Source organism: Sinorhizobium medicae (genome assembly GCF_007827695.1).
Classification (GTDB): domain Bacteria; phylum Pseudomonadota; class Alphaproteobacteria; order Rhizobiales; family Rhizobiaceae; genus Sinorhizobium; species Sinorhizobium medicae.
Genome location: NZ_VITA01000021.1, coordinates 1 through 21258, shown reverse-complemented (window position 1 = coordinate 21258; position 21258 = coordinate 1). Strand labels below are relative to the sequence as shown.

Genomic DNA, 21258 nt, shown 5'->3' with positions numbered 1-21258 from the left:
GGCGGAGAGCTGGTAAGCGGCTTTCCGCCACTCCTCATCATTTCGCTAACCCGTCCTCAACCAGATGACAGGTCACACGGGTACCGTTGGGCAAGACCCGCACCTCAGGCACTTCCTTGGAGCAGCGCCCGATGGCCACCGGGCAACGCGGGTGGAAGGCACAGCCGGACGGCGGCTTCAGCGGGCTCGGCACTTCGCCGCTGGCGGGCTCCCGGTTGCGGTTCGGCGCCGCGATGTTCGGAATCGTCTGCAGCAGGAGCTGCGTGTAGGGATGACGCGGCTCGGCAAACAGCTGCTCCGTGTCGCCCTCCTCCACGATGCGGCCCAGATACATCACCGCGATGCGGTCCGACATCTGGCGAACGACGCTCATATCATGGCTGATGAAGAGATAGGTCAGCCCCAGTTCGTCCTGCAAACGGCGCATCAGGTTAAGCACCTGTGCCTGCACCGACACGTCGAGCGCCGAGGTCGGCTCGTCGCAGACCAGGAATTCCGGCTCGCTTGCCAGCGCGCGCGCGATCGAGATGCGCTGGCGCTGACCACCGGAAAATTCGTGCGGGAACTTCTCACCGTCGGATGGCGATAGCCCGACCGTGTGCAGAAGCTCTTCCACACGCTCGGTGACTTCGGCGGCGGTCTTGCGCAGCTTCATTTCGCGCAGCGGTTCGGCAACGATATTCTTCACCCGCCATCGCGGGTTGAGCGAGGCGTAGGGGTCCTGAAAGATCATCTGCGCCGAAAGGGCCGCGCCGCTCTTTCCGGGCGCGAAGCGCATTGCGCCGCTGGTCGGACGGTGCAGGCCGGTGACAAGGCGGGCAACGGTGGATTTTCCGCAGCCGCTCTCGCCGACGATGCTGAGGCAGCCCCCGGCGGGCACGGTGAAGCTGATATCGTTCACGGCTTGCAGATACTGCCGGGGCTTGCGCTCCACCACACGGTTGAGCCAGGGAGCGGACACATCGAATGTCTTGACCAGGTGGTCAACGGTCAATGCCGGCGTCTTTTGCAGCGGTTTCGTCATGCGGTGCCTCCTGCGTTCAGCCAGCATGCGCTTGCACTATGGCCTGCAAAAACAAGCTCCGGCTGCTCGCGCCGGCAGCGCGGACCTGCCATGCTGCAGCGCGGATTGAAGGCGCAGCCGTCGGGTATGGCGTCCAGGCGCGGCATGGAGCCGTCGATCTGGTTGAGCCTCTCGACCCGCGCACCCAGCGACGGAATCGAAGCCATAAGACCTTGCGTATAGGGATGGCGCGGCTGGTGCAGCACCTGCTCGACGGGCCCGATCTCGACTAGCCGTCCGGCATACAGGACCGCAATGCGGTCGGCAGCTTCCGCGATCACGCCCATATCGTGCGTGACGAGCATGACGGCGGTCTGCTTCTCCTTGCACAATTTGCGAAGGAGCGAAATGATCTGCGCCTGGATCGACACGTCGAGCGCCGTGGTAGGTTCGTCGGCGATGACGAGTTTCGGCGACGCCGCAAGCGCAAGTGCGATCACGACACGCTGGCGCATGCCGCCCGAGAACTGATGCGGATACTGGTTGACCCGGTCCTCAGGCGAAGGAATGCCGACATCGCGCAGCAGTTGCACGGCGCGGGCACGGGCTTCGGCCTTACCAAGACCGAGATGCCGGCGAATGGTTTCGACGAGCTGAGCGCCGACCGTGAACAGCGGATTGAGCGAGGTGAGGGGGTCCTGAAAGATCGCGCCGATCTCGCGGCCGCGGATCTTTTCCATGGCGCGGTCGTCGAGCGTATCGATGCGGCTCTCACCGAGCCAGACCTCGCCGCCGGCAATATGGCCCGGCGCTTCGAGCAGACCCTGAATGGCAAGCCCCGTCATGGATTTCCCTGCGCCGGATTCGCCCACGACACCGAGTATTTCGCCCGGCCGAATCGACAGGCTGATACCCGACAGCGCCGTTACGGTGCCGTGGCGGCCGGGAAAATCCACACGCAGATTGCGGACTTCGACGACTGGTTCCTGCATGTCACCCATTGACGTTCCCCTCTATCGGATAGCTGGGCGGGAAGATTTCGGCGACCGGAGGATTGTTCCAGCTCCGCTCGGGATATCGGGCGACCAGCCCGTCATATTGTATCTGCGCCCGAATGCGCGCCTCCTGCATGTCGAAGCCGGCCAACCGGCGATCAAGCATGGAGACGCGGCCGTCGACGAAGACCGCATGGGTGATCTTTCCCGAACCGCCGGTGACGATCGTGGTGATCGGGTCGATTGACGGAGCCATGAAGACGTCGTCGAGTCGGAAGATCGCAATATCGGCGCGCGCTCCCGGTGACAGATGGCCGAGATCGGAACGGCCCAGCGCCTTAGCGCCGCCGATCGTCGCCGCATCGAACAGGTCGGCTGAACGCAGGCGGTCCGGTGCGCCGTCGGCGATGCGGCCCGTGATGAGGCCCGCCAGCAGGTTCATCAGCATGTCGGGCGGGGTCGTGTCGGTGCCCATGGCAATATTGATCCCGCGTTTCACGCAGGAGGAGAAGGAGTTTAGGATCGAACCGCCACGGCCCGAGACGAGCGGACAATGGACGATGGAAACGCCGTTCGCCGCGTAATGGCCGAGGTCTTCGTCCGTGGCATTGGTGGCATGCGGCGCGATCAGGCGGTCGCTCAGCAGGCCGTGGTTTGAAAGCCAGACCGGTGCTGTCGAGCCGTGCAGCATGCGCACAGTGTCGACTTCCATCGCACCCTGCGCCATATGCAGCCGGAATTTGCAGCCTAGATCGCGAGCGGCGGCATCGGTGCGCTGTAAGAGCCCGATCGTCGAGGTCTCCACTCGGTCCGGCGCCAGCATGCCGCGCACCAGGTCGCCATGGCGGCCATTCTGGCGTTCAATGTAGGCAATGGCGTCTTTCAGACCCTGAATACCGCGCTCCTCGTCGAAGACCGGCACGATCTTGCCAGGCGCTTCCAGCACCATTCCGCCCGAACGATAGGCGGGGCTCAGATAGACACGCAAGCCAAGTTCCCCCGCGGCCTCCGCAGCGGCGTCGAATTCGGCGACCGTTTCACCCCATTCTCGATAAAACAACGAGGCGATGGGAGCGGCCGTGGTAATGCCGTTCAACAACAGCTGGGCGAAGGCGAACCGCTTCTGAAAAGCAAGCTCCTCCTGCGTGTACATTTCATAAGGACCGGCCTCGACATAGGAGCGCGGCCAGACGCGGCCCTTGGCCCAGCCGGGATGATTGTCGATGCCGAGGATGGTCGTATCGAGATCGGACAGCGCGTCGAGATCGATCAGGCCGGGGCTGATCAAGGCGTCGCCGAAGTCGATCCGGCGCGCCGTTTCACCGGCGAAACGGTGCCCGACGAACAGAATCTCGCCGTTCTCGAAAACCACCTCGCCATTGCGGAGAAGCCGGTGTCTGCCGTCCTTATGCCCGACGACCCAGCTTGCGGTGATCAGTGTGCGGCCTTCCGGCCGGCGCCCGAGCGGAAGGGTATCGAACGCTCCGCTCATTACGGCATCTCCACGACGGCGACACCCTGACGGGCCGTGACGCGACCCCCTTTGACGACCAGCGGACGCGGGGCGACATCGACCACGGCATGCGCCAGCGTCTCGCCGGTCAACAGGGTGAAGTCCGCATCGCGGCCGACTTCAAGGCCGTAATTTTCAAGCCGCATGATATCCGCACCGCCTTGCGAGACGATGTGCAGCAAATGCTCCAGATCGTGATCCGAGCGCACGCCGTTCTTCATGCCGATAACCTTGGCGCGGTCCAGCATGTCCGGCTGGCCCCATGGTCCCCAGGTGTCACGGATACCGTCACAGCCGCCGCCGACGCGCACGGCCGCTTCCTTCAGGCGCTTGATCGAGGGCACCGTGGCCGAAGGCGCGCCGGTGGTGAGGATCGCGACGTCGAGAATAGCGAGCTGCTCGATCAGCTGGCCGACGCGCAGATAGTCGTTCATGCCGAGCGCAAAGGCGTGGCTGATTGCCACCTTGCCTTCCATGCCGTTGGCGCGGATCCGCTCGAAGATGAGTTCCATGGTGAAGGCGCCGAGATCGCCCGTCTCATGCAGGTGAATGTCGATCGGAACGCCATGCTTGGTGGCGAGTGCAAACAGAATGTCGAGCTGGCCCTTCGGATCGCGGTCTATCCCGCACGGATCGATGCCGCCCAGCACTTCGCAGCCCTGACGCAGCGCCTCGTCGAGCAACTCCTTCGTGCCGGGCATGACCATCAGGCCTGATTGGGGAAACGCGACGATTTCGATGTCGATGATGCCCCTGAGCTTCTCGCGCGTTTCCCAGACGCCCTCGACCAGCGACAGGCGATGAACCGGATCGATATCGACATGGCTTCGGATATGCGTTGCGCCATGCGCGGCCAGACCGATCGCATGACGCATCGACTGGCGGTGCGGATCGATGCCGATCTCCAGACGATGCTCGCGTTCGAAATCGATACGCTCACGCAGGACTGCGGCGCGGTTGTTGACATGCCACGGCATGCCCCAGGTCGTCTTGTCGAGATGGGTATGCGCATCGATCAGCCCGGGGGCGGCGATGGCGTTGCCGCCATCTTCCACGGCCATGCCTGGTTCCGCTTCAAAACGCCCGAAACCGGCGATCTTTCCGTCCCTAATCAGGATATCGCAGCTTTCGCCTGCCATGGGCCTGACGTTGCGGAGCAAAAGGTCGTTCATGGGACTTACCTCAGTTTCGGATTGAGAGCATCGCGCAGCCAGTCGCCGAGCATGTTGACGGCCACGACCAGCATGCAGAGCTGCAGGACGGGGAAGAGGACGATCCACCAGGAACCCGAGAACAGGAACTGGTTGCCGATGCGGATCAGCGTTCCCAGAGACGGCTGGCTCGGTGGCATGCCGATGCCAAGGAACGAAAGCGTGGCTTCCGTGAGGATCGCCATGCCGAAGTTGAGGGTGGCCGCTACCATGATCGGCGTCAACGTATTGGGCAGGATGTGACTGGCCATGATGCGCCGGGCAGGCACGCCGATCAGCCGCGCTGCCGAAACGTAGTCCTTGCCGGTTTCGACAATGGCCTGCGCGCGCACCGTTCGGGCATATTGCACCCATGCCGATAGCGCGATGGCCAGGATGAGCACCGCCGACGCGCCAACCTCACGCAGGCTGACGGGCAGCATCTGACGCACGACGGTCGAGACGAGAATGGCGACGAGAATGGTCGGAATGGAGAGAGTGATGTCGCCGATGCGCATCAGCAGATTGTCGATGAAGCCGCCGAAGAAGCCGGAGATCAGCCCCGCGCTCATGCCGATCAGGAGGGAGAGCGCGACCGAGGCTATACCGATGATGATAGAGATGCGCGTCCCATAGAGAATGGCAGACAGCATGTCTCGCCCTTGCGTGTCGGTGCCGAGAAGAAAAGGCCATTCGCCGCCTTCTTCCCATAGGGGCGGCAGTTCCGCCTTCCACATGTCGAGCGCTGCCCCGTCATAGGGATTCTGCGGCGCGATCAGCGGGGCGAAGAGGGCGGTCAGGATCAGGATCCCCAGGAGCGCGGCGCTGAACATCGCGGTCTTGCTGTGCGTGAACGACCACCACAGATCGCTTTTGCGGATGCGCTGGAGAAGCGAGGGACGCGTGATCGGCGGAGTTCGGGAAGTCTGGGTGCTCATCGGTCTTGGTTCCACACTCGGTTCGACGGGCGTTTCAGCGGGCTGTACGCAGGCGGGGATCAATGACCGCATAGGCGATGTCCACCAGCGTGTTGAGCACGACGAAAATGAAGGAAATGATGCAGAGATAAGCCGCCATCACGGGGATATCGAGGAAGGTGACGGCCTGGATGAACAGCATGCCCATGCCCGGCCACTGGAACACGGTTTCAGTAATGAGCGCGAAGGCGATCAGCGAACCGACATTCATGGCGGTCATGGTCACCACCGGCATCAGACAGTTGCGCAGCGCATGGACGAAATAGATGCGCCAGCGCGGAATGCCGCGGGCCCGGGCAAACTTGACGTAATCCGAGCGCAGAACTTCCAGCATTTCAGCGCGGACCAGACGCATGACCAGCGTGACCTGATAGAGCGAAAGCGCGATGGACGGCAGCAGGATCGCCGCGCGGCCTGAAGGCGTCAGGAGGCCCGTCGACCACCAGCCAAGCTGCACGACGTCGCCGCGCCCGAAAGCCGGAAACCAGGCGAGCGTAACCGAGAAGACGAGGATCAGCAGAATGCCTACCACGAAGCTCGGCAGCGACACGCCGACGATCGAGAGAAACTGCAGACCCTCCGTGTACCATTTGCCGCGCTTGATCGCCGTCAGCACGCCGAGGGGAAGGCCGAGCAGCAGCGAGATAAGCGTGGCGACCAGTACCAGCTCCAGCGTCGCCGGAAATCGTTCGGCGATCAGGCTCAGCACGTCTTGACCGTTGCGGTAGGAGATGCCGAAACTGCCCTGTGCAGCATTGACCACGAAACGGGTATATTGCGTCATCAGGCTGTCATTGAGACCCAGCCGTTCGCGCAGATTGTCGCGGTCGGCCTGCGTCATCTGCTCGTTGGCCATCATCTCGACGGGATCGCCCGCAAGCCGGAAAATCAGAAAGGCAAGTAAGGCGACGGCCAACATCACCATGACGGCGTTTGCCAGGCGCTTTATGATAAAAACCAGCATTGGAATTCCTCGGTCACGGGACGCTCCGGGGAATCCTCCTCCCGGAGCGTCGTGATTGATTTACTCGGAAAACTGCGTCAGCCAGTGACGCGGCTTGTTGTCCGCCAACTGCACGATCTTGTCGATCTTGTTCGACATGACCCAGGCCATCGGCTGCTGGTGCAGGGGCAGCATCACGATCTCTTCCTTCACCATCTGCAGCGCTTTGGTCTGCAGCGCCAGACGCTTGGCGCGATCCATTTCGGTCGATGCCTGGACGATCAGCTCGTCGATCTCCGGATAGCTCCAGCCGCCCCAGTTGAAGACGCCGGCATTGGCCGTCTTGGTCTGCATCATCTGGAGAAGGATCGAATAGCTGTCGAGCATCGGTTCAGTGGCCCAGCCGATCAGATAAACGTCGGACTTGCCGCTGGTACGCTTCGGCGCCTGTGCGGCGGTGGGCGCAATGTCGAGCTGCGGCTTGAAGCCGGCGCGGCTCAGCATATTCACCAGCCCCTGGCACAGCTCCTCCTCGTTCACATAGGCATCGGTCGTGCAGACCAGCGTGAACGGATATTCCGCAGCGCCTGCCTCGGTCAGGAGCTTTTTCGACAGGGCCGGATCGTAGGGGAGCGTGGTGTCCAACTCGGGCGCGTATCCCGGAATCTCCGGCGCGACCACCGCTCCTGCGGTGCGCGACTTGCCGCGCATGACGCGCTTCTGGATCAGTTCCCGGTCGAGCCCATGGGCGAAAGCCTGGCGCACACGCAGATCGTTGAACTTGTTCTCCGAGCCGTTGGCGAGTTTGGGCTTGCGGTTGAAGCCGACCATTACGGTACGCAGATCGGTGCGTTCCATGACCTTCAGCTCAGGCTGCGCCAACAGACGCGGCAGGTCCTGCGACGGCGCGTTTTCGGTGAAATTGATTTCGCCGGAAAGGAGCGCGGCCACGCGCGTCGCCGCCGAGGTGATGGGCGTGAACTCGATGCGGTCGATGTTCGACTTGGAGGTCTTGTCCCACCAGTCCGGGTTTTTCACGAGGATCGTCTTCGAATCCGGCATCCGGCTTTCCAGCTTGAACGGGCCGGTGCCGTTGGTGTGATAGGTGGCGTAGCCTTCGATCTTCGCGCCGACATCGGTCGGCTTTTCCGAATTGTTGGTCTTCAGCCAACCGGCATCGAAAACATGGATATTGGTGAGGTCGTTGAGAAGCAGCGGATAGGGCCCGCTCAGCTCGACGTCGATGGTATAGTCGTCCACCTTCTTGGAGGACTTGTAAGCCGGCAGGTTGCCGCGCAGCGGAGAATCCGGATCACTGACGCGCTTCAGCGATGCGAGCACGTCGTCGGCAGTGAATTCTGCTCCATCGTGAAATTTTACGCCCTTGCGCAGGTGAAAGCGCCAGACGGTATCGGAGACCGTTTCCCAGGATTCGGCGAGGGCCGGTTCGATCTTGAGATTGGCGTCGTAACGCACCAGGCCTTCGTAGATATGATTGAGGAAGGACAGCGTATAGCTGTCGCCATAGGAATAGGGGTCAAGCGAGTAGATATCGCGCGCAGCGCCCCATTTAAGCGTTTCGGCGTGGCCGGACACGGTCAGGCCAACCAGTATCGTGGCCGCGAGGCCCAGTTTCTTCAACATCATTTGCTCCGCTTCTGGAAATTTGCCTCCTTATCGGAGGTCTGTTGTCATCGCCGCATCCGTCGCCGGCACGGTCTTTTCAAAGAACTGCGCCGGATAGGCGCGTGTCGGATCGAGTGTGGATTACCTCCCTGTAACGCGACCTGCCTCCAGGTCATGGGAACAGTATGGCGATCAGCGAAAAGTTGTCAACGTGATTGTCGACAATATTTGTTCAATCTTCTCCGTCGTTATGTCGACAAAAGTGCCCGGCAGATGCGGGAACCTCTAATCGGCGGTCCATATCGGATAGCTCGGAGAGAAGATTTTTCCGACAGGCGGATGCTGCCAGCTCCGATCAGGATATCTGGCGATCAGGCCGTCATACTGTGCCTGCGCCTGTTCGCGCGCCGCAATCATGTCAATGCCGGCAACCTTGCCGTTCAGCATCGAAAGCCGCCCGTCGACAAAGACGGCCTGCGTCACCTTGCCGGAACCGCCGACGACCAGCGTGGTGATGGGATCGACGCTCGGGGTCATATGGATATCGTCGAGGCGGAAGACGGCAATATCCGCCTTCGCGCCGGCGGCGAGCCGCCCGAGATCGCTGGCCCCCAGTGCTTTCGCGCCGCCGATCGTGGCGGCATCGAACAGATCCTTCGAGAATATGGCATCCGAGGCCTTTTCGCTGATACGGCATGCCATCAACCCGACCAGCAGGTTCATCAGCATGTCGGGCGGTGCCGTATCTGTAGCCATGCCTATATTGATGCCGAGATTATGGCAGGCGGCGAAGGAATTGAGAATGCTGCCCATGCGCGCCGACACGAGCGGCGAATGCGCAATCGAGACACCATAATGCGCGTATAGCTGCAGATCCTGCGCCGAGGCGTGGGTCCCGTGCGGGGCGATCAGCCTTTCGTCCATCAGCCCGTGATCCGCCAGCCATTGCGGCCCGGAAACGCCATGCAGCTTGAGCATGATGTCGCGTTCCAGATTGCCCTGCGCCATGTGAAGCCTGACGCGACAGTCGAGATCGCGCGCCGCCGCCACGGTGCGCTGCAACAAGGGCAATGTGCAGGTTTCGATCCGGTCCGGTGCCAGCATTCCATTGACGAGGCCGTTATGACGGCCATGGTTGCGCTCGATGAAATCGACCGCTTCCTCAAGGCCCTGCACGCCCCGCGCCTCATCGAACATGGGCGCGATGCGCCCCGGCTCCTCAAGGATAAGACCGCCGGAACGATAGGCGGGGCTCAGAAAGACCCTGAGCCCCAGATCGCCCGCCGCATCGGCCGCGGCCTCGAATTCAGCGACCGTTTCGGCCCATTGGCGATAGTAGAGCGATGCGATGGGCGCGGCGGTAGTGATGCCGTTCAGCAGCAGCAGGCCGAAAGCGAAACGCTTCTGGAACGCCAGCTCCTCGGCGGAATACATTTCGTAGGGCCCGCGCTCTACGTAGGAGCGCGGCCAGATGCGCCCTTTCGCCCAACCCGGCTGGTTGTCATGGACGAGCAGGTAGGTGTCCAGATCCGACAGGGCATCGAGGTCGATCAGGCCGGGGCTGAGCAGCGCGCGACCGAAATCGATACGGCGCGCCACTTCTCCCCCGAAACGCGGTCCCGCATAAAGCACCTTGTTGCCCTCGACCACGATTTCCCCATCAGGGATTAGAGAGTGGCCGCCATCGCGCCAGGCAAGCACGCATTGGGAGGTCATCAGGGTCCGTCCCTCAGGCCGCTGACCGAGAACGAGCTGGCTCGAAAGATCAGATTTCATGGCGTTGCGATCCGGCTGTAAAAAGAGCGTCTCACCGGGGGTGAAACGCTCTGATTGCGGGATGGTAAGGTGTAATGCCTTATTCGGCCATTTGCGTGTGCCAGTGGCGCGGCTTGTTGTCGGCGCGGAAATCCACGCTCTTGACCGTGTCCAGCATGCCCCAGGCAATCGGCTGCTGGTGGAGCGGGATCAGGATCGCCTTGTCCTTGGCGATTTTCAGGGCCTGTTCTTCGAGTGCGAGCCGCTTTGCGGTGTCAGGTTCCTGTGCCGCCTTCTTCACCAGCTCGTCGAGCTCCGGGTAGGACCAGCCGCCATAGTTGGAAACGCCCGTCGAACCGCTGCGCGTGGAGAGGACTTGAGAGAGCAGCGAATAGGCATCGAGCGTCGGTTCGTTTGCCCAGCTCAGGTTGAAAATGTCGGCCTTGCCATTGGTGCGCTTAGGCTGCTGCACGGCGCGCGGTCCCATGTCGATTGTGGGCTGAAAGCCGGCACGCTTCAGCATGTTCGCGATGCCCGAGCAGAAGTCTTCCTCGTTGATGCTCTCGTCGTTCATGCAAAGATAGGTGAAGGCAAGACCCTCCTGGCCGGCTTCCGCGAGCAGCTTCTGGGCAAGCTCGGTGTCGACGGGCTGATAGGTATCAAGCGATTTCGCATAGCCGGCGATTTCCGGTGCAATGAGCGAGCCGGAGGGCCGCGCCAGACCGCGCATGATCTTCTTGTTGATGAGATCGCGATCAATGCTTGCGTCAACGGCCTGACGAACGCGAACGTCGAGGAACGGGTTCGCACGCCCATCTTCAAGCTTCGCCTTGCCGTTGAAGCCGATGAACACGGTGCGCAGCTCCGTGCGCTTGCTTACTTTGATACCAGGCGAGGATTCCAGGCGAGGAAGGTCCTGAATGGGTGCGGAATCGACCAGATCGATTTCGTTGGAAAGAAGCGCTGCGACACGCGTCGCCGCCGATGCGATCGGAACATACTCGATCCGGTCCAGATTGTGCTTCTTCTGATCCCACCACAGGTCGTTGACGATGAGAACGGTCTTGCTGTCCGGAACGCGGCTCTCAAGCTTGAACGGGCCCGTACCGTTCGTGTTGTGCGTCGCGTAGTTCTCGGTATTGGACGCGATATCGGTCGGTTTTTCTGCCTTGTTATCCGTCAGCCATTTCGCGTTGAACATGAAGATATTGGTCATGTCGTTCAGGAACAGCGCAGTCGGCGCCGAAACCTCGATGTCGACCGTGAAATCGTCCACCTTCTTTACGCCGACATAGAGCGGGATGTTGCCGCGCAGAGGCGAGGCCGGGTCCGACACGCGGTTCATGGAGGCGACAACGTCGTCTGCGGTGAAGTCTGCGCCGTTGTGGAACTTCACGCCTTTGCGCAGCGTGAAACGCCAGTGCTTGTCGTCGATCAGCTTCCACTCGGTGGCGAGCGCCGGCTCGATCTCGAAGTTCGGTCCATACCGGATCAGACCTTCATAGATGTGGTTCAGGAACGCAAGGTTGGATGTCGAGGGAACGGAATCCGGATCGAGCGAATAGATGTCTGCGCGGCTGCCCCAGCGAAGCGTGGCGGCACTTGCGGAGGTGGACAGCGCCGGCGCGGTAATCGCCGCTACCGTCAGCGCCGAAATGAGAAACCTGTTTAAACGCGACATGCTCTTCCCCTTATGAATGACGATAGGTTCGTTGATCCGATTTTTTGGGCAGTATCATAATCCGTTGTGATATTGTCAACGATATTGTCAGCAATTATGATTCATAAGAGACCCGATGCGCTCCGTAAATCGGGCATCGATTCACCGCCGATGTGAGGGGAAGTAAGAAATGGATGGGCTCCTGCTGCTTCACGGGACGATCGTGACCGTCGACGACAAACGGCGGATCATCGAGGACGGAGCGCTGGCGGTCGAGAACGACAAAATCGTCGACATCGGCACATCGCAAGCGTTGGCTCCGCGCCATGCCGGAAAGAAGGTGATCGACTGCCGGGGAAAGATTATCATTCCCGGATTGATTGATGCTCATGGACATGCCGGTCACGCTCTGATCCGCAGCATTGGTGCCGACACCAATGCGCTCTGGATGCGTATCGTCACCCCGACCTATTATCACTATGTCACCCGCGATTACTGGTATGCGGACGGCCTGGTTTCCGGCCTGGAACGGCTTCGAGCGGGTGTGACCACCTCGGCCAGCATCGTCACGTCGATGCCGCGCAGCGACGACCCGGTTTTTGCGATTAATCACGCACGCGCCTATTCGGAACTGGGCCTGCGCGAGATCATCTGCGTCGGCCCTGCGGGCCTGCCCTGGCCGCAATCGGTCACACGCTGGGAAAGCGGCAAGCCGGAGCGGCGCAGCGTTTCCTTCGAGGCAATGATGGAGGGCGCGGAAGCCGTCATCGAAAGCCTGAACGGAACGTCCGAAGGGCGCATCAAGGTCTTTTTGACGCCATTCACCATCGTGCCTTCCGTGGAACCGTCGAACGCCTCGACACCGGATTTCGCCGTCAATCTGACGGAAGACGACCGGATGCAGGCGCGCCGCATCCGCGAAACCGCACGCAAGTGGGGCGTGCGCATTCATTCCGATGCTTTCGCCGGACAGATACGCATGGCCTGGCAGGACAGGGAGAATGCGCTGCTCGGTCCGGATGTGCACCTGCAGCATTGCTGGGGAATTTCCCACGAAGAGATCGACATCCTGGCCGAAACCGGCACCCATGTCACCCATGCGCCGCCGGGACGCAGCACCCCGGTCATGCAGATGATGGCCCGGGGTGTGTCGGTCGCAATCACGTCGGACGGCGCGGCTCCGAGTCGCCATTTCGATATGTTCCAGATCGCGCGTACCGCGCAGGCCACCCAGCACATCCTGCATAATCATGACCGCTACATCCTGCCGCCGGGCAAAATCTTCGAGATGATCACCATCGACGCGGCCCGCGCCATCGGCATGGGTCACGAGATCGGTTCGCTCGAGGTGGGCAAGAAGGCGGACATCGCCGTCATAGACATGCGCAAGCCGCATCTGACGCCCAACTGGATGCCCGTGCACCGGCTGATCCATCAGGTGCTCGGAAGCGACGTCGACACGGTGATCGTCGACGGCAGGATCATCATGGAGGAAGGCAAGGTCCTGACGGCCGACATGTACGAGGCGCTTGCATTCGGGGAGGCCGAAGCGAAGGCCCTTGTGGAACGGGCCGGTTTGCAGGCCCACATGCACGATCCCGGCTGGGGGCAATTACATCGGACCTTTGAAAGACCTGTTCCGCTCCCGACACCGCCGGATTGTTGAACCCGGCCGGGAGCAGCACGAGAGACCTTTTGCTCAATGGCTTCGAGGCGCGCCGAGCCGCAGGCCATGCTTCTTCCTGGCAACGTGCTCTTGCAGCCGCATCTGGCCTCGGGCACTGTCGAGATCGGGCACGGCTTCATCCCTCGAGACAGCCTCGGATAAAGGCTGGCCAGCCCGCATTCGCATAAGAGGACCCATGAGCACTCGACTTTTTGACCTGACGGGCAAGCGCGCCCTCATCACCGGCTCCTCGCAAGGGATTGGTTATGCCTTGGCAAAGGGGCTTGCTGCGGCCGGCGCCGCGGTCATCCTGAACGGCCGCGACGAGGCAAGGTTGAGGGCGGCAGCCGAGAGTCTTGGGGCAGGGCATACACTCGCCTTCGACGCGACGGATCACGCGGCCGTGCGCAAGGCTATCGACGCCTTCGAGGCGGAGACCGGTGCGATCGACATCCTCGTCAATAATGCCGGCATGCAGCACCGTACGCCGCTGGAGGACTTCCCCGCCGATGCTTTCGAGCAAATCCTGAAGACAAACATATCGACCGTCTTCAATGTCGGCCAGGCCGTGGCCCGCCATATGATCAGGCGCGGCGCCGGCAAGATCATCAATATCGCAAGTGTCCAGACGGCACTCGCCCGCCCCGGTATTGCGCCCTATACCGCAACCAAGGGTGCGGTGGGCAATCTCACCAAGGGTATGGCGGCGGATTGGGCCAAACACGGCCTGCAATGCAACGCGATCGCGCCCGGCTATTTCGACACGCCGCTGAACGCCGCTCTTGTCGCCGACCCGGCCTTTTCCGCCTGGCTCGAAAGCCGCACTCCGGCTGGCCGCTGGGGCAGGGTCGAGGAATTGGTCGGCGCCTGCATCTTCCTCTCGTCGGACGCCTCCTCATTTGTAAATGGACACGTGCTCTATGTGGACGGCGGCATCACCGCGTCGCTCTGAGGCCGGTTTGCCGTCCGATTTCCTGCGGGGCAGCGATCAGGTCGGATCGCCGCCGCGGGTCGGCCTATAGCCCTTCCGATGCTTCCGGCGCGCGAGATCGAGAAAATGCGCCACGGCCTCCGTTCGGTTCCGAACACGTCGGTCCTCTCGCCGCCACGCCTGCCGATCCGTCCCCAGCTTCGCACAACTGCAATCTCACCGAACAAGGTCGGCCGGATCGCAAGCATATAGTATCGCGCCATGTTGCGGCTGGCGTCGATACGCTGACAATAGAGGTGAAAAGACGTTGGGCTCATGCGATGAATCATCGCCGGAGATGCCCGTCCCGTCCAATGAGAGTTTTGAATCCATAACCGTCTATCGATTCAGATTCGTGATGTGTCGCAGCCGGCGTCCTGGAGCGGGATGAGGAGAAGTGTGCGCGGTTTCCCCCCCGCATCCCGCTCTATCGAAAACTAAGGAGTTGCGCGGCAAGGGTGACCTGCCGTTACCAAAGAATGCGCCCTGGCAGGTCAGCAAATCAGGCTATCGCTTGAAACTGCGTCTGACCTTCATGCAAGAAGCAGGCTTTAGAGAAAAGGCCAATATCCACTTTGTTGGGCAAGCGTATGTCGTGCATATCCGGCAAAGGCTGTGTCTCAGGATCGTATGAACGGTCGATCTGGGAGAACCCTCATTCCGAGCATGAAACGCAATCCCTCCTTATGCGGCGCTCGAACATGGTTCGATGATCTCAATGCCCCGTATGAACGATACTTCCCCAATAGGAGGGAGAGGCGCGGGCCGAGCCTGTTACAACTTGTAGCTTGAGAATGGAGGCCTGTGCAAGGCGGGACAGCCGATCATGCCATCAGTTGTATAGAGATAGCGCTGCAACTTTGAGATGATCGGATCAGATAAGGCTTATTATGGAACTTCTCTATTCGGCGTCTTGAGGTCAAGCGCTATTGCAAAACGAACTCCAACTTTTCCCAAACGAACCGATAGCATCCGCAACGAGAACCCCAATTCTTCCGCAACTCGCGAAATCGGGAGTTTCAACGCTTTGGCCCCTTTTTTACGGTGGAGTGTTTTTAGGCGGCACTGGCTCAGGCTTGGCTCTAAAACCCGACTGGAAACACCTGGCGGAAGACGTTCGGAACGGGTTTCACCCAGAGCTGATTGCAACAATTCGCCTGCCGCCGGCACGAGCGCGAAGCCGGATTATAAAGCGCATGGGAACCGTTCATTTAGGAAGTCCCCTAGCCATTTCTCAACCCATGAATTGTAGACGTCTCGTACGAAGCACTCAGAGAGACGCGAAATGCAATTCGACGCAAATTCCACCACCTATGTCATCGGTCGTTGTGACGGCCTGGCCTTCGAACTTCGCGCATTAATAAAATGGCTGGAGCAGGCCGCTGCTGAGAGGAATGCCGAGGCCCGTGTCGTCTTCCTTGGCGGGGTTGTACGTGGAAATGAGACAAAGTGATCATGGACGAAGTGTATCACGTACTCGACGCCCTCCCTGGATCAGCGATCATTATGAGCTATCGCGAACAAGGGCTCTTGGACTTTCTCGAGGGAGATTTGAACCGAGCTCCGACGATGCGGTGGATGGCTCACGGAGGCAGGGCCATAGTGGAGTCGTTTGGCGTCGACCCGCTTGATCGCCGGCGGGATCTCGATCGCCTCGTCAGCGCGGACCGGCGGCGTATGGGTGATCGGCAGCACGCGCACGACCGGCGTGCCGTCCTCAAGCGTGGTGACCAACGCCAGCACCAGGCAGGGCCGATCCTTGTCGCCCTCTTCGCGGCCTTCGAGGTGTTGCCAGTGCCAGAGATACGAATACCGGAAGACGTGGCCGACCTTGATTTCAGTCGGCAGCATGCTTGTCCGTCAGTAGTTCGGCATTGAGATGATCGAAGCCCGGCTTCATTTCGGATTTTTCGACCGCGGCAAGATCGTTGTCGCTCAGATCCGCCGTCGCCTCGACGGGACGGTCGCGGCGCGACAGCCGCAGATAGTCCTCATAGGCAAGGAGCACGGTACGCGGGCGACCATTCTTGGTGATGATCACCGGCTCGCGCACAGCGGCATCCTGGTAGGCCCCGAAATTCTTGGAAACCGCCGCGGCGGTCACGGTCGACGTCATTTCAACACTCCTTTTTCCGGAATATACGGATTTTCCGTAACTTCCGCAAGAGCACCGAAGGCTACGCACCATGGTCGATAATCCTAGAGCGGCGGGCTCAGACAGCCAAGCGGTCCACCGCCGTGCCGAACATCTAAACGCGCTCGACGCCATCCTGCCCTTCGACCGGCGCGATCAACTCGCCGCCTTGCTGACCGACGACGACGTCGCCACACTCAAGCACCTGGCGCAGGAGGGCATGGGCGAGAATACGCTGCGCGCGCTGGCCTCCGACCTCGGCTAACTCGAGGCCTGGTGCCAGCTGGCGACGGGCGCCCCCCTCCCCTGGCCGGCGCCGGAAGCGCTGCTGTTAAAATTCGTCGCCCATCGACAACTGATTCGGCCGCCGAAGGCTGATGGGATTGACCATTGAACACCTGCCGAATGATCCTCGGACGTAACACCTTATCTTACCGAGATATGTTTGCAGATCATTACCTTGCCTCCCAGATCTCACCGTAATATGTATTCAGATCAAATCGAGCAAATTGATCTGTAAAGGATTCATATGAAAGCCGAGGCAGAAGCTCTGGACATGATCGGCGACCATTTTCGGCGCGCACGGCTGGCGGCGGGCCTGACGCAGGAACAGGTCGCCGATCTCGCCGGCATATCCCGTCCCCGCTATCGCGATGTCGAAACCGGAGCCGCAGCGGCACGCGCCACGACTCTGATCAATATTGCCAGGGCGCTTGGCCTGGAGATGATGCTGGTTCCTCAGGCGATGGTTCCGGCCATCCAGGCGCTACTCAGCCCGCAGGGCGACGACGACCGGCCGGCTTTCAGCCCACAAGCGGAGGGTGATGATGAATAATGCCCGCCCCGCCGAAACCGTCATGTCTCTCGATGTTCTCCTCAATGAGGTGAAGGTCGGCACGATCGTCAGGACACCGGGCGACTTCAACGCCTTCAGCTTCGATCCTGCCTACCGCGCGAGCGGAGGGCATCCTGTGTTGAGCTTGTCCTTCCGCGCGGCGACGGGAGGATTGCGCAAGGATCCACGCCCGGTGGCGGGAGCTTTGCCGGCCTTCTTCGCCAACCTCCTGCCCGAGGACAAACTGCGCGAGGCGATGGAAAAGCATCACGCCCGGACCGTCCGGCCCGGCAATGATTTCGATCTGCTGGCCGCGTTGGGCGCCGACCTGCCAGGCGCTGTGCGGGTTGTCCCGAGTAACGGGGATATCGTCGCCGCAACGGCTGCAGTTGAGGGTGAGCCGAAAGCGCGCTTCTCGCTCGCTGGCGTGCAGATGAAGCTTTCGGTGATGAAGAACACCGGCAAGGGGGGCGGATTGACAGTGCCGCTCGGGGACAGCGACGGTCAGTACATCGCCAAATTTCCTTCGACCGCCTTTCCAGGCGTGTCGGAGAACGAGTTCGCCAATCTCGCGCTGGCGGAAGCGATCGGCATGGACGTGCCCGAACGCGAGCTGGTCGGCAAAGACCAGTTCGAAGGCATTCCCGAAGAGTTCGAGACCCTGGCCGAGGGGCTGGTCCTTCTTATCAGGCGGTTCGATCGCGCCGACGGCGCGCGACGAATCCATATCGAGGATTTCGCTCAGGTCTTCGGCATCTATCCGGCACGAAAATACGAAGGCGCGGCCTATCATGACATAGCCGCGGCGCTGAATGTGGCGATCTCGCCGGTAGCGGCGCTGGAGTTCGTCCGCCGCCTGACCCTGTCGGTGGTCATGGGCAATGGCGACATGCACCTGAAAAACTGGTCACTGATCTATCCCGGTGACGGTAATTCGCCCGCCATGGCGCCGATCTACGACGTGCTTTCGACGGTCCCCTATATTCCGGCTGACAATCTGGCTTTGTCACTTGGCGGCGAGCGCGCGTTCAAGGCACTGACGCTGCCACGGTGGAAGGCTTTCGCCAATCGGGCGCGGCTTCCAGAACCCGCCGTCCTCAAAACTGTCCGCGAGACGGTCAAGCAAATCGATGCGCATTGGTGGAAACTGCCGGAACGTGATGCTGTCCCTTCGATCGTTCTGGAGCGGATCGACGCCCATGTGAGGGCCATGATGCCTGTCCTCTCGGATTGAGCGCCGTTCTGGGTGCGCCTGGCAGAGAAATGGCCCCAGGGCTGGACCCAGGGCAACCGCCCTTGCTCCAGCTCGTTGATGATTTTCGCGGTGATCTCGTCATAGAGATTGGTGCGGGCGCCGCCGTCGCGTGCGGCGCGGTTCTGTCTGTCCATCGGGATTGCCTCCGCGACGGGCGCCGGAAGCCTCTCTCCCGACCTCAACCGTCACGGCAAGCCCCGTCCGCACTCTCACTCTAGGAGCCGCGGCGCGTCGCTGGGATAGGCCACGCTCCCGAGAAGACACCGCGATCGACATCGGGACTGTCCGATTTGCACGCCATGGCCGGCGACCATTCGCGGCGGCCAATTTCTGCTGGCCCTTATCGGCATATATCGGCTCCAATTGCATCATCGCACCACGATCAGGAGCCTCAGATGCCATCCGTTAGCGAAAGGCCCGTCAAACGTTCGATCCGGAGGAACGAGCTGCGAGAAATCGTTCCTCTGGCGGACAGCACCATTTACGAGATGGAGCAGCGCGGAGAATTTCCACGCCGCTTTGGCCTTTCACCCAGATGCGTCGTCTGGGATCTTGCCGAGCTCGAGGCGTGGCTCGAAAGCCCGCGCACGCGGCCAATCCCGCGCGCCAAACACCCCGACGTCACCCAGCGGAAGTTCCGGCCGGTCAAAGGGCAGGGTCGGGCTCAAGCATAGGCATGGTCGGGGGGAGCAGGGTGACTGGCCGCTTGCGGCCTTCCACCCACGCGTCAACGACGTCCGACCATTCCTGGAGCATATGGCGGCGCTGAACCTCGTTTCCGCCTTGTTGTAGACGCCGCGCGAAGATCGCCAGTCCTCGTGGCAAGGCATTTCTCGATCCAGTCGCTGTTAAGCCGAGTTCATTCAGCAACGTTGAGCCGTCGTAAGTCGTGGACTGTAAACGGCTCCAGTGGCAGCCGCTCCTTCTGCGCCAGATTGACCACCGCGTAGACTGCGTCGCGCCCGGCCCCGTCGAAACCGACTTCTTCCTCAAGGGCAAGACCAGGGAGGAGATCGCCGCCCGCGCAGCAGGCGCGCCCGCTGGTCGCCTGGGGCGGCAGGAGGATATTGCCGATGCCATTGAGCTACTGGTGTCCCGAAAGGCGCAATGGATCAGTGGCCAGACACTTCGCGCCAATGGAGGTATGGCATGAGCGCCTTGGGCGATGACCACCCGGTGGCGCTGGTGACGGGCTCCGCTTTGGGCATCGGACGGGCGATCGTCGAAGCCCTTCGCGACGCTGGCTACGTTGTCTATGCCAGCATGCGTGGGGTGGAGGGCCGGAACGCAGAGGCCGCCCAGTCGCTGAAGGCGCAAGGCGAGAACCGCGTGCATCGCATCGAGATGGATGTCCTTTCGGAGGAAAGCTGCCAGGCGGCGGTGGAGCAGCTCTGTCACGCGAGCGGCAGGCTCGATGTGGTGGTGAACAATGCCGGGATGCTGATGAACGGCATGGCGGAAAGCTTCACTCCGCGCCAGTTCCTGTCGATCCTCGATACCAATGCGGTTTCCTGGCTGCGCGTGAATCGCGCCGTTCTGCGTGCGCAGGGCCGAGGAACGATTGTCTATGTCGGCAGCACAACGACCTACGTCCCCGAACCCTTCATCGGTCTGTATCAGGCCAGCAAGGCTGCAGGGGACGCGCTTGCAAGAGCCATGGCGCTTGAGATCCGGCCATTCGGGATAGAAAGCCTGTTTCTTGTCCCGGGCGCTTTTCCCGAAGGAACCGATCATTTCGCCGACGCCCAAAGCGGCGATGATCCGGAGCGAACCATCTCCTATGGCGCTCTGACGGATCGTCTGCCTGCCCTGACGGGGCGGATCGAGACCATAGACCGGGAGGAAGGTCTGGAGCTTGCGGTCCGTTCGGTCGGCGAGCAGCTCGCGCAGGCGCTGGAAAAGCCGGTCGGCGAACGGCCCTCCCATGTGTTTATCGATTGGGCAAGCGAAGGGCGCCGATGCCATCGCCGAGGTCGTCGGGCAAGTCCAATCGCGCTTCATCGAGAGGCTGGGATTCGGCGACCTTCTACCGGCGTTTAAAACGATATCGAGATAACGAGATCGGTATTGCGGCTCACGCCGCCTGACTTGTACCCGAAGGTGCAATACAGGCGGCGTGCACCGTTGAGTATTGCTAAACTTCAAAACCCATCCGATACGCGCGACAGACAATCGCAACCTTCTGATCGGCCCGTTTACCAAGGCAGGGATCGCCCTTTCCAGTCAAGATAGATCGGTCTGCTCGGTCATAGCGCTGGCGGCCGGCCCGGCGAGCGCTTGATGCGACGGCTCGGCATGCCTTCTGCGCGCCATCTATCGACCGTTCGACCTGGATCGAACTGTCGTCTCAATAGAGCGTAGTTCAATTGCGGTGGTGACGATAAATCGCACTGCTTTGGCGGTGCACATCGGCACCACTACAACGAACCTCGCGCATTTGCTCCTGGCGTTGCAGCAAGCAGGCATCATCCGCGCTCTTACGCCGCGGCGCTTTGAGGTACTCGAGGAGACACGGCTCGCCGCGTCCTTGCCGCCAAACCCTCAGTCGGCTGGGCAGACCTCGAGCCCTACCATCTGATTACCGCTCATCGTTCAAGCGGAAACAGAACCTTGCTTGCGCGGCGGCAATCAAGGTGAGATTCGCATTGCCTCGCCGAAACTGTTCCCGAATATTCAACCGTTGCCTCACATAATTTGCTCCCTACCGAGGGGTATGAACAGGGGCGACTATGGGAC

Annotated in this window: 19 protein-coding genes and 5 pseudogenes; 10 read left to right on the top strand and 14 right to left on the bottom strand. The window is 61.2% G+C overall.

Annotated elements, in window-relative coordinates; translation table 11 throughout:
* Positions 1-37 precede the first annotated feature (37 nt).
* The 9 genes from FB009_RS26815 to FB009_RS26775 all read right to left on the bottom strand — a co-directional run bounded on the left by FB009_RS26815 (position 38) and on the right by FB009_RS26775 (position 11683).
* Positions 38-1024, bottom strand: coding sequence for an ABC transporter ATP-binding protein (locus FB009_RS26815; RefSeq protein ID WP_011970600.1), 987 nt, complete (start codon positions 1022-1024; stop codon positions 38-40).
* Complete coding sequence (locus FB009_RS26810; RefSeq protein ID WP_011970601.1) at positions 1021-2004, bottom strand: ABC transporter ATP-binding protein; 984 nt, start codon at positions 2002-2004, stop codon at positions 1021-1023. Before FB009_RS26810 ends, FB009_RS26815 begins: the two co-directional genes overlap by 4 nt.
* Positions 1997-3490, bottom strand: coding sequence for an amidohydrolase family protein (locus FB009_RS26805; RefSeq protein ID WP_011970602.1), 1494 nt, complete (start codon positions 3488-3490; stop codon positions 1997-1999). The genes FB009_RS26810 and FB009_RS26805 overlap by 8 nt, the downstream gene beginning before the upstream one ends.
* On the bottom strand, positions 3490-4683 hold the full coding sequence (locus FB009_RS26800; RefSeq protein WP_011970603.1) for an amidohydrolase family protein: 1194 nt from the start codon (positions 4681-4683) through the stop codon (positions 3490-3492). The genes FB009_RS26805 and FB009_RS26800 overlap by 1 nt, the downstream gene beginning before the upstream one ends.
* A gap of 5 nt (positions 4684-4688) precedes the next feature.
* On the bottom strand, positions 4689-5639 hold the full coding sequence (locus FB009_RS26795) for an ABC transporter permease (RefSeq protein WP_011970604.1): 951 nt from the start codon (positions 5637-5639) through the stop codon (positions 4689-4691).
* Positions 5640-5673: 34 nt separating this feature from the next.
* Positions 5674-6642: an ABC transporter permease gene (locus FB009_RS26790; protein ID WP_011970605.1), complete on the bottom strand. Its 969-nt coding sequence runs from the start codon at positions 6640-6642 to the stop codon at positions 5674-5676.
* A 60-nt stretch (positions 6643-6702) separates the two neighbouring features.
* Positions 6703-8265, bottom strand: a complete 1563-nt coding sequence (locus FB009_RS26785) for an ABC transporter substrate-binding protein (RefSeq protein WP_011970606.1) — start codon at positions 8263-8265, stop codon at positions 6703-6705.
* 267 nt (positions 8266-8532) lie between these two features.
* On the bottom strand, positions 8533-10023 hold the full coding sequence (locus tag FB009_RS26780) for an amidohydrolase family protein (RefSeq protein WP_018210582.1): 1491 nt from the start codon (positions 10021-10023) through the stop codon (positions 8533-8535).
* A gap of 79 nt (positions 10024-10102) precedes the next feature.
* Complete coding sequence (locus FB009_RS26775; protein WP_011970607.1) at positions 10103-11683, bottom strand: ABC transporter substrate-binding protein; 1581 nt, start codon at positions 11681-11683, stop codon at positions 10103-10105.
* A 169-nt stretch (positions 11684-11852) separates the two neighbouring features.
* Here FB009_RS26775 and FB009_RS26770 point away from each other — a divergent pair, with 169 nt between their 5' ends.
* Entirely contained in the window at positions 11853-13328 is a 1476-nt protein-coding gene (locus tag FB009_RS26770) for an amidohydrolase family protein (RefSeq protein ID WP_011970608.1), read from the top strand.
* Positions 13329-13524: 196 nt separating this feature from the next.
* Entirely contained in the window at positions 13525-14280 is a 756-nt protein-coding gene (locus FB009_RS26765) for an SDR family oxidoreductase (RefSeq protein WP_011970609.1), read from the top strand.
* Positions 14281-14316: 36 nt separating this feature from the next.
* Here the strand turns inward: FB009_RS26765 and FB009_RS26760 are convergent.
* Positions 14317-14588: pseudogene (locus FB009_RS26760) on the bottom strand (WGR domain-containing protein).
* 995 nt (positions 14589-15583) lie between these two features.
* Here FB009_RS26760 and FB009_RS32860 point away from each other — a divergent pair.
* Positions 15584-15751: a hypothetical protein gene (locus tag FB009_RS32860; RefSeq protein ID WP_018009781.1), complete on the top strand. Its 168-nt coding sequence runs from the start codon at positions 15584-15586 to the stop codon at positions 15749-15751.
* A 41-nt stretch (positions 15752-15792) separates the two neighbouring features.
* Here FB009_RS32860 and FB009_RS26755 read toward each other — a convergent pair whose 3' ends face one another.
* Positions 15793-16149, bottom strand: a complete 357-nt coding sequence (locus FB009_RS26755) for a hypothetical protein (RefSeq protein ID WP_127581734.1) — start codon at positions 16147-16149, stop codon at positions 15793-15795.
* The gene (locus FB009_RS26750) at positions 16136-16414 is read right to left on the bottom strand and encodes a type II toxin-antitoxin system Phd/YefM family antitoxin (protein WP_011970612.1); all 279 of its coding nucleotides are present in this window, start codon (positions 16412-16414) and stop codon (positions 16136-16138) included. The genes FB009_RS26755 and FB009_RS26750 overlap by 14 nt, the downstream gene beginning before the upstream one ends.
* Before the next feature lie 70 nt (positions 16415-16484).
* Between FB009_RS26750 and FB009_RS26745 the strand changes: the two are divergent.
* The 3 genes and pseudogenes from FB009_RS26745 to FB009_RS26735 all read left to right on the top strand — a co-directional run.
* Positions 16485-16781: pseudogene (locus tag FB009_RS26745) on the top strand (integrase); the annotation flags it as partial.
* Positions 16782-16961: 180 nt separating this feature from the next.
* Positions 16962-17267: a helix-turn-helix domain-containing protein gene (locus FB009_RS26740; RefSeq protein ID WP_011970613.1), complete on the top strand. Its 306-nt coding sequence runs from the start codon at positions 16962-16964 to the stop codon at positions 17265-17267.
* Positions 17260-18501, top strand: a complete 1242-nt coding sequence (locus FB009_RS26735; RefSeq protein ID WP_018210584.1) for a type II toxin-antitoxin system HipA family toxin — start codon at positions 17260-17262, stop codon at positions 18499-18501. The genes FB009_RS26740 and FB009_RS26735 overlap by 8 nt, the downstream gene beginning before the upstream one ends.
* Positions 18502-18524: 23 nt before the next feature.
* Here FB009_RS26735 and FB009_RS26730 read toward each other — a convergent pair.
* Positions 18525-18656: pseudogene (locus FB009_RS26730) on the bottom strand (ArdC-like ssDNA-binding domain-containing protein); the annotation flags it as partial.
* A 261-nt stretch (positions 18657-18917) separates the two neighbouring features.
* Between FB009_RS26730 and FB009_RS26725 the strand changes: the two are divergent.
* Positions 18918-19196: a helix-turn-helix transcriptional regulator gene (locus FB009_RS26725; protein WP_127578583.1), complete on the top strand. Its 279-nt coding sequence runs from the start codon at positions 18918-18920 to the stop codon at positions 19194-19196.
* Here FB009_RS26725 and FB009_RS33360 read toward each other — a convergent pair.
* Positions 19168-19471: pseudogene (locus FB009_RS33360) on the bottom strand (tyrosine-type recombinase/integrase); the annotation flags it as partial. The gene FB009_RS26725 and the pseudogene FB009_RS33360 overlap by 29 nt on opposite strands.
* Between FB009_RS33360 and FB009_RS26715 the strand changes: the two are divergent.
* From FB009_RS26715 to FB009_RS34075, 3 genes and pseudogenes are all read left to right on the top strand, one after another.
* Positions 19412-19675, top strand: coding sequence for an SDR family oxidoreductase (locus FB009_RS26715; RefSeq protein WP_018009624.1), 264 nt, complete (start codon positions 19412-19414; stop codon positions 19673-19675). The pseudogene FB009_RS33360 and the gene FB009_RS26715 overlap by 60 nt on opposite strands.
* Entirely contained in the window at positions 19672-20562 is an 891-nt protein-coding gene (locus FB009_RS26710; protein ID WP_011970616.1) for an SDR family NAD(P)-dependent oxidoreductase, read from the top strand. The genes FB009_RS26715 and FB009_RS26710 overlap by 4 nt, the downstream gene beginning before the upstream one ends.
* Positions 20563-21048: 486 nt before the next feature.
* Positions 21049-21138, top strand: a pseudogene (locus FB009_RS34075) (LysR substrate-binding domain-containing protein); the annotation flags it as partial.
* Positions 21139-21258: the final 120 nt, after the last annotated feature.

What these genes read in the sequence shown, in the direction of transcription:
- FB009_RS26795 (WP_011970604.1), bottom strand. Translation starts at nt 5,639, where the DNA reads ATGAGCACCCAGACTTCCCGAACTCCGCCGATCACGCGTCCCTCGCTT.
- FB009_RS26735 (WP_018210584.1), top strand. Translation starts at nt 17,260, where the DNA reads ATGAATAATGCCCGCCCCGCCGAAACCGTCATGTCTCTCGATGTTCTC.
- FB009_RS26725 (WP_127578583.1), top strand. Translation starts at nt 18,918, where the DNA reads ATGCCATCCGTTAGCGAAAGGCCCGTCAAACGTTCGATCCGGAGGAAC.
- FB009_RS32860 (WP_018009781.1), top strand. Translation starts at nt 15,584, where the DNA reads ATGCAATTCGACGCAAATTCCACCACCTATGTCATCGGTCGTTGTGAC.
- FB009_RS26750 (WP_011970612.1), bottom strand. Translation starts at nt 16,414, where the DNA reads ATGACGTCGACCGTGACCGCCGCGGCGGTTTCCAAGAATTTCGGGGCC.
- FB009_RS26775 (WP_011970607.1), bottom strand. Translation starts at nt 11,683, where the DNA reads ATGTCGCGTTTAAACAGGTTTCTCATTTCGGCGCTGACGGTAGCGGCG.
- FB009_RS26740 (WP_011970613.1), top strand. Translation starts at nt 16,962, where the DNA reads ATGAAAGCCGAGGCAGAAGCTCTGGACATGATCGGCGACCATTTTCGG.
- FB009_RS26770 (WP_011970608.1), top strand. Translation starts at nt 11,853, where the DNA reads ATGGATGGGCTCCTGCTGCTTCACGGGACGATCGTGACCGTCGACGAC.
- FB009_RS26755 (WP_127581734.1), bottom strand. Translation starts at nt 16,149, where the DNA reads ATGCTGCCGACTGAAATCAAGGTCGGCCACGTCTTCCGGTATTCGTAT.
- FB009_RS26800 (WP_011970603.1), bottom strand. Translation starts at nt 4,683, where the DNA reads ATGAACGACCTTTTGCTCCGCAACGTCAGGCCCATGGCAGGCGAAAGC.
- FB009_RS26790 (WP_011970605.1), bottom strand. Translation starts at nt 6,642, where the DNA reads ATGCTGGTTTTTATCATAAAGCGCCTGGCAAACGCCGTCATGGTGATG.
- FB009_RS26710 (WP_011970616.1), top strand. Translation starts at nt 19,672, where the DNA reads ATGAGCGCCTTGGGCGATGACCACCCGGTGGCGCTGGTGACGGGCTCC.
- FB009_RS26765 (WP_011970609.1), top strand. Translation starts at nt 13,525, where the DNA reads ATGAGCACTCGACTTTTTGACCTGACGGGCAAGCGCGCCCTCATCACC.
- FB009_RS26780 (WP_018210582.1), bottom strand. Translation starts at nt 10,023, where the DNA reads ATGAAATCTGATCTTTCGAGCCAGCTCGTTCTCGGTCAGCGGCCTGAG.
- FB009_RS26785 (WP_011970606.1), bottom strand. Translation starts at nt 8,265, where the DNA reads ATGTTGAAGAAACTGGGCCTCGCGGCCACGATACTGGTTGGCCTGACC.
- FB009_RS26805 (WP_011970602.1), bottom strand. Translation starts at nt 3,490, where the DNA reads ATGAGCGGAGCGTTCGATACCCTTCCGCTCGGGCGCCGGCCGGAAGGC.
- FB009_RS26810 (WP_011970601.1), bottom strand. Translation starts at nt 2,004, where the DNA reads ATGGGTGACATGCAGGAACCAGTCGTCGAAGTCCGCAATCTGCGTGTG.
- FB009_RS26815 (WP_011970600.1), bottom strand. Translation starts at nt 1,024, where the DNA reads ATGACGAAACCGCTGCAAAAGACGCCGGCATTGACCGTTGACCACCTG.